Below are 5477 nucleotides of genomic sequence, written 5' to 3' on the forward strand. Positions count from 1 at the left end.
TTTTTTCGCCTTGGTTCAAAAGTGGTTCAAAGTCTTTGCCAGTAAAGTTTTTGGGATTTTACTGTTCTCTAAAATTAGAGTGCAGATTAAATTTCTGCCGATCATCAGCACACGTTTTTTTTTCGCCGTGGTTCAAAGTCTTTGCCAGTAAAGTTTTTGGGATTTTGCTGTATGATGAAATTTAGTGCCGATCTTTTTTATGTATATTGCCGATCATCAGCATCTTAGATTTAAATGTGCAAAAGTCTGTGAGCGAGAAGAGCAAGGATAAGAGCAAGAAAAGCTGTGTATTAACTGCTACTGGTAGAGACAAGCTTCAGTCAGCTTTGGAGGATTTAGAGAAAAAACCGAAAAAATGCGATCCAGATGATCGGGATAACTACTATCGACAATCAAATGGTAATTATATTATTTCAGCTATAGCTCAGGAAGTTGGAATCGACCGTAATGTGGTTAGCAAGATATTATGCCCAACAGGATTAAAGCCAGCAGGTCAGTGTGAACCATTAACTTTTAGTTCTCTCGATAAGCTATTTTCCTTTCTCAGAAGAGATTTAGGTGATGATGATTTCAATGTAGCGGACACACAAGCAAAATCATCTCGGCGAAAACAGCCTCCAACTGCACCCAACAAGTATGAAGAATTCACAGGTGCTTTGGGAGAATTAAACTACTTTAAACAAAAACAGTCATTCCAAAACACCATTACCCAAGTTAGACCAGCAGCAACTTTTTTAATTCACGGTAAACCTGATTTTGGTCAACGTTGGTTAGTGAACCAAATGAGGTATAAAGTCCCTTATCATTCAGAGGCTTGGCAGAAATCAATTCACATTAAAGCCCATAGAAGAAATATCGAGAATATTTGGCAGAGTCTCGCGGGTGAACTGGGTACTTCTACTGAGCCTCAAGATATTGTGGAAGGACTCTACCAACATTGGCAAAAAAGTACAGTAATTTTAGCGATTCATGATGTCAGTTATATTGCAGGTCAGAATCTAACCATCTTTATGCAACAGTTTTGGCAGCCTTTAGTTAGTAGAGTAAATAATACTCAACCGTCTCAAAGTCCTCAACGTCCTTATAGATTATTACTGTTTCTGATTGACTATACAAACTCGAAATCTAAGCTAGAAAAAGCATCTCTAGGTTTATTACGAAATGCAGATAGCAACCAACCTTATATTCCTTTAGAATTGCCAGAATTAGAACCTTTTAATGAAGTTATGATTAACGATTGGGTTGGAGTCAACCATCAAGTGCTATCGGGATTATGGAAAAGCTCAGAGAATATAGAAAGTGTAATGCAAAACATTATCGAAGGAGATCATACTCCCATGTTTGTTCTCAAACAAATTTGTGAGTGCTTTGAGTTGGAATGGGATACAGATATAGCTTCAAAATTAGCATTATGAGTAATAGCAACTTACTAGAATACACGGGCGAACAAAAGTACCAACCAAAGCCAGATAGTCAAAATACTAATCTTATCAAACGGGGACTATATCCTTATTTACCTAGTCAAGAACTGGTAAAAGCCGTAAATCTAGCAATTTATCTCCAACGACCTTTGCTACTTCAGGGTGAACCTGGATGCGGTAAAACTTTGCTTGCTAGTGCCATTGCTCATGAATTTGGTCAGCGTTTGCAAGATGAATTGAAAGGTAAAGAGTACCCTTATTTCGCCTGGAGTATCAAATCGATTACCCGCGCTAAGGAAGGTTTGTATACTTATGATGCTGTGGGACGTTTGCGTGATGCTCAGTTAGTTGGTACAGATTCTAATAAAACGTATCTGGGAGAAGAAGAAAAGGAAAAACTTTTTGCAAGGCTAACAGATCCATCTTCTTATATAACCTGGGGAGCTTTGGGTAATGCGTTTAGAGAAGCAAATCACCGTCCGATAGTTCTCATTGATGAAATTGATAAAGCTGACATTGACTTTCCTAATGATTTGTTACAAGAACTAGACCAACAGTGTTTTCAAATCACAGAAACAGGTGAGAGCATAGAAGCAAAGCAACCGCCGATTGTAATTATTACCAGCAATGAAGAGAAAGAATTACCTGATGCTTTTCTGCGACGGTGCATTTTTTACTATATTGAATTTCCTAGTTACGATGATTTAATTAAAATTGTTAAGGCTCACTTTCCTGATTCTTTAGAACAAGATTTAGTAGAAGAGGCTGTGAATAGATTTCTCGACCTACGGGAAAATGCAAGCAGTAGAAGAGATGGGAAAAAAGCTAGTACTAGCGAATTACTTGATTGGATACGCTGGCTGAAACGTTATCCGCAAAAAGCTTGGGAAATTATTAAGAATCTTCCTCAGAATAAACCGCTTTTGGGAGCATTACTGAAAACTAAAGAAGACCTGGAAACATACCAAAACAATAATGATTGGGAGGAGGAAGAGCAAGAGGAAGAGGAGGAGGATATTGAGTAAATCTCAACCACCTCTATTTGATTTGTTTATCTTGATGCGGGACTCAGCAGGTTTACCTCTGACTATTGACCAGTATCATATGCTTCTGCAAGCGTTGCGGGGGGGATTTGGTGTTAGTAGCCGTGATGAGTTAAAACAAGTTTGTCGCTTATTGTGGGTCAAATCAAAATCTTCGCCACAAGTAGAAAGATTTGAAAAATGTTTTGAGCAGTACTTTGAAGAATCTTCTGAGGATTTAGAACCTGAAGAAAAACAAGAGCCAAGGGATACTAAAACAGAAGGAGAGCAAAAAAGCACCTCTACTTCCACTCAAAAAACTTCAAAAACTCCAGAAAAGCCAACTGCAAAACCGAAGAAACCTGACTCGCCGAATTATTCACAAGTTCCTACAGCAATTCGAGGAAGACTGCTTCCAGAAAAACCTTTCGATGAAAACAAACGTTATCGATTAATCCCCCAAGACTTTCCCGCAACTCCGCGACAAATTGAGCAAAATTGGCGTTATTTACGTCGTCCGATTCGAGAAGGAGCATTAACGGAGATAGACATAGAAGCAACTGTTAAGCGGATTATAGAAGATGGGGTTTTCCTCAAACCCGTACTCATACCTAATCGCGTTAATCGGTTAGAGATGCTGCTGTTAATTGATGTATCAAACTCAATGATTCCTTTTCGTCTCTTTTACGAGAGAATAGTGGCAACTTTGCAAGGAAGTCGTTTAGGGAAAACAGATATTTATTATTTTCGTAACTGTCCTAGAGATTATCTTTATCTCCATCCCCGTCGTCCAGATGCTCAAGAAATTAAGGAAATATTACCAAAATTACATCGCAATCGTACTGTTGTGGTAATTATTAGTGATGGGGGTGCTGCTCGTGGTGGAATGAATGAGAAGCGCATTAAACTTACAGAAGAATTTTTAGAGCAACTTACCCCTTACGTTCGTCATATCGCTTGGCTCAATCCCATGCCATGGGAACGCTGGGAAGATAAATATAATAGTGCTAAGGAAATTTCCCAATTCTCCCAACTGGTGCAAATGTTTGAACTGGATTACCGAGGACTTAAAGACGCTGTGCGATTTCTTAAAAAATGAATGTATCCCAAACAGATAAGTAGTTATGCAAAATTATAGTCGTTCCAATTAATTTCCTTACATTAAGTTTAATGGTTCGAGGGAACAGGGAACAGGGAACAGCCCTAAAGGATTAGCTCCTAACGTCGCGTCGGAACAGGGAACAGTCAAGTATCAGGTTTTTATTTGGAATCACTATAATTAGATAATTGAGATAGGCAAGTCCTAAAGGATACCGCTTTCCTAAAGGACTCGCTCCGCATCGCGCATAAGGCAAGAGGCAAGAGGCAATAGTGAATGGGCGAATATACAAATAATTTTGCTTGGGTACTTGAAAAGGAATTTACCCATCCACAGTTAAAAAGCTTTGCTAATCGCTTTGGTAAAGCTCACCTTGATTTAGCTTGTCACGCTGCTTTCCCCCTAGCACTGACACCAGAGCTTTTGTACTGTCTGCGGGAAAACTTTCCACCCAAAGTAAAAGATAAAGCCCCTTGGATTGCGGTTAATGATATTTTACTCTTCCTCTGCGATCCTGTAGGTTTTGAACTTTATGAATTTCAACCAGAAGTACGCCACGAGTTACTCGTTATCTTAAAACAAAATTTCGGAGAAAAGCGATTACGGGAATTATCGGATTTTATGGTTACTTATATTAGCGAGAAGTTAAAAACTAATTATCGTGCTGACGAAGATTTGGGTGCAGCCCCCCACTGGACTGCTTTGGCTTATGTTAAACCAGAAGAAGCAGTTAATAAGATTGCCGAGAAGCTCAAGGAAGCACTGGAAAAGCAAAATAGTAACGATTTGGTAAGATTAACTCCGTATCTAGAAACCTATGCTGATGTAGATCCATTAATTGAAGCTGGCTTTGAGCCTTTGTTAGTGCTTTCCCGTGGTTGGGAGGCTCAAGCCCAAGGAGATACGGAAGAAGCGGAGGAGAAATTTGCCCAGTTGCGTCAAGAACATGGGGAGTATTTACAGATAGGGGAAGTACAATTTAAAATTCCCCAACCCGAAGATGATAATTTACAGATATTTGAATTTGAAACCGTCACCGTCAACCGTCGCGGGGAAATCATTCAACGAGAATCCAAACAAGCTAGATACTTCACCGAAAACTTAGGAAATGGTGTCACTTTGGATATGGTTGCCATTCCTAGGGGTAGATTTATGATGGGTTCGCCAGAAGGGGAAGGAAGTGACAACGAAAAACCCCAACACGAAGTAAGTGTCCCATCCTTTTTCATGGGCAAGTATCCCGTTACTCAAGCACAGTGGAGAGAAATCGCATCTTTGCCCAAAGTCGAACGCAACCTCAAACCTGACCCTTCTGAGTTCAAAGGTGATAAGCTTCCTGTAGAGACAGTTTCTTGGTACGATGCAGTAGAATTTTGCCAGAGGTTATCAAGACAAACAGGAAAAGAATATCGTTTACCCAGTGAAGCGGAATGGGAATATGCTTGTAGGTCAGTTATCAGTGACCAGTTATCAGTGACCAGTGGGGAGTTGACAGTAGAAGAATGGAATGAGAAATATAACCAACCTTTTCATTTTGGCGAGACAATTACCAGTGAGTTAGCAAATTACAATACGAAGGAAACTTATGCTGATGAACCAAAAGGAAAAAGGCGGGGAGAAACTACTCTTGTTGGTCAATTTCCGCCTAATGCCTTTGGTTTATACGATATGCACGGAAATGTTTGGGAATGGTGCGCGGATGAGTGGCATGATAATTACGAAGGTGCGCCCACTGATGGGAGTGCTTGGATTGATGATAATGAAGAAGAAAATGTCAATACTGAAAATGAGTCATATTCTAGCAAAAATGATAAAAATTTCGTATATTCACCATTGCGGGGCGGTTCCTGGCTCAATCACCCAGTAGACTGCCGTTCCGCTTCCCGCCTCACCTTCTATAGGCGCGTCTACCACAACCTCAATAACGGTTTTCGG

General features: G+C 39.9%; 4 protein-coding genes. All 4 read left to right on the forward strand.

Features of this window, described 5'->3' with window-relative positions; all coding sequences use genetic code 11:
* The first annotated feature begins 248 nt into the window (after window positions 1-248).
* Window positions 249-1415 carry a hypothetical protein gene (locus tag H1P_RS30455; RefSeq protein ID WP_144874805.1) on the forward strand — a complete coding sequence of 389 codons (1167 nt, stop codon included), beginning with the start codon at window positions 249-251 and terminating at the stop codon, window positions 1413-1415.
* A complete protein-coding gene (locus H1P_RS30460) occupies window positions 1412-2446 on the forward strand; it encodes an AAA family ATPase (RefSeq protein ID WP_144874807.1) in 1035 nt (344 codons plus the stop codon). Before H1P_RS30455 ends, H1P_RS30460 begins: the two co-directional genes overlap by 4 nt.
* Window positions 2439-3542, forward strand: a complete 1104-nt coding sequence (locus H1P_RS30465) for a hypothetical protein (protein WP_144874809.1) — start codon at window positions 2439-2441, stop codon at window positions 3540-3542. Before H1P_RS30460 ends, H1P_RS30465 begins: the two co-directional genes overlap by 8 nt.
* Before the next feature lie 276 nt (window positions 3543-3818).
* The coding region (locus H1P_RS30470) for a formylglycine-generating enzyme family protein (RefSeq protein WP_144874811.1) at window positions 3819-5477 on the forward strand (1659 nt) is incomplete at its 3' end.

Origin of the sequence: Hyella patelloides LEGE 07179 (assembly GCF_900659865.1) — a bacterium.
Lineage (GTDB): Bacteria > Cyanobacteriota > Cyanobacteriia > Cyanobacteriales > Xenococcaceae > Hyella > Hyella patelloides.

Coding starts and splice junctions, on each gene's coding strand:
- H1P_RS30460 (WP_144874807.1), top strand. CDS start 1,412: ATGAGTAATAGCAACTTACTAGAATACACGGGCGAACAAAAGTACCAA.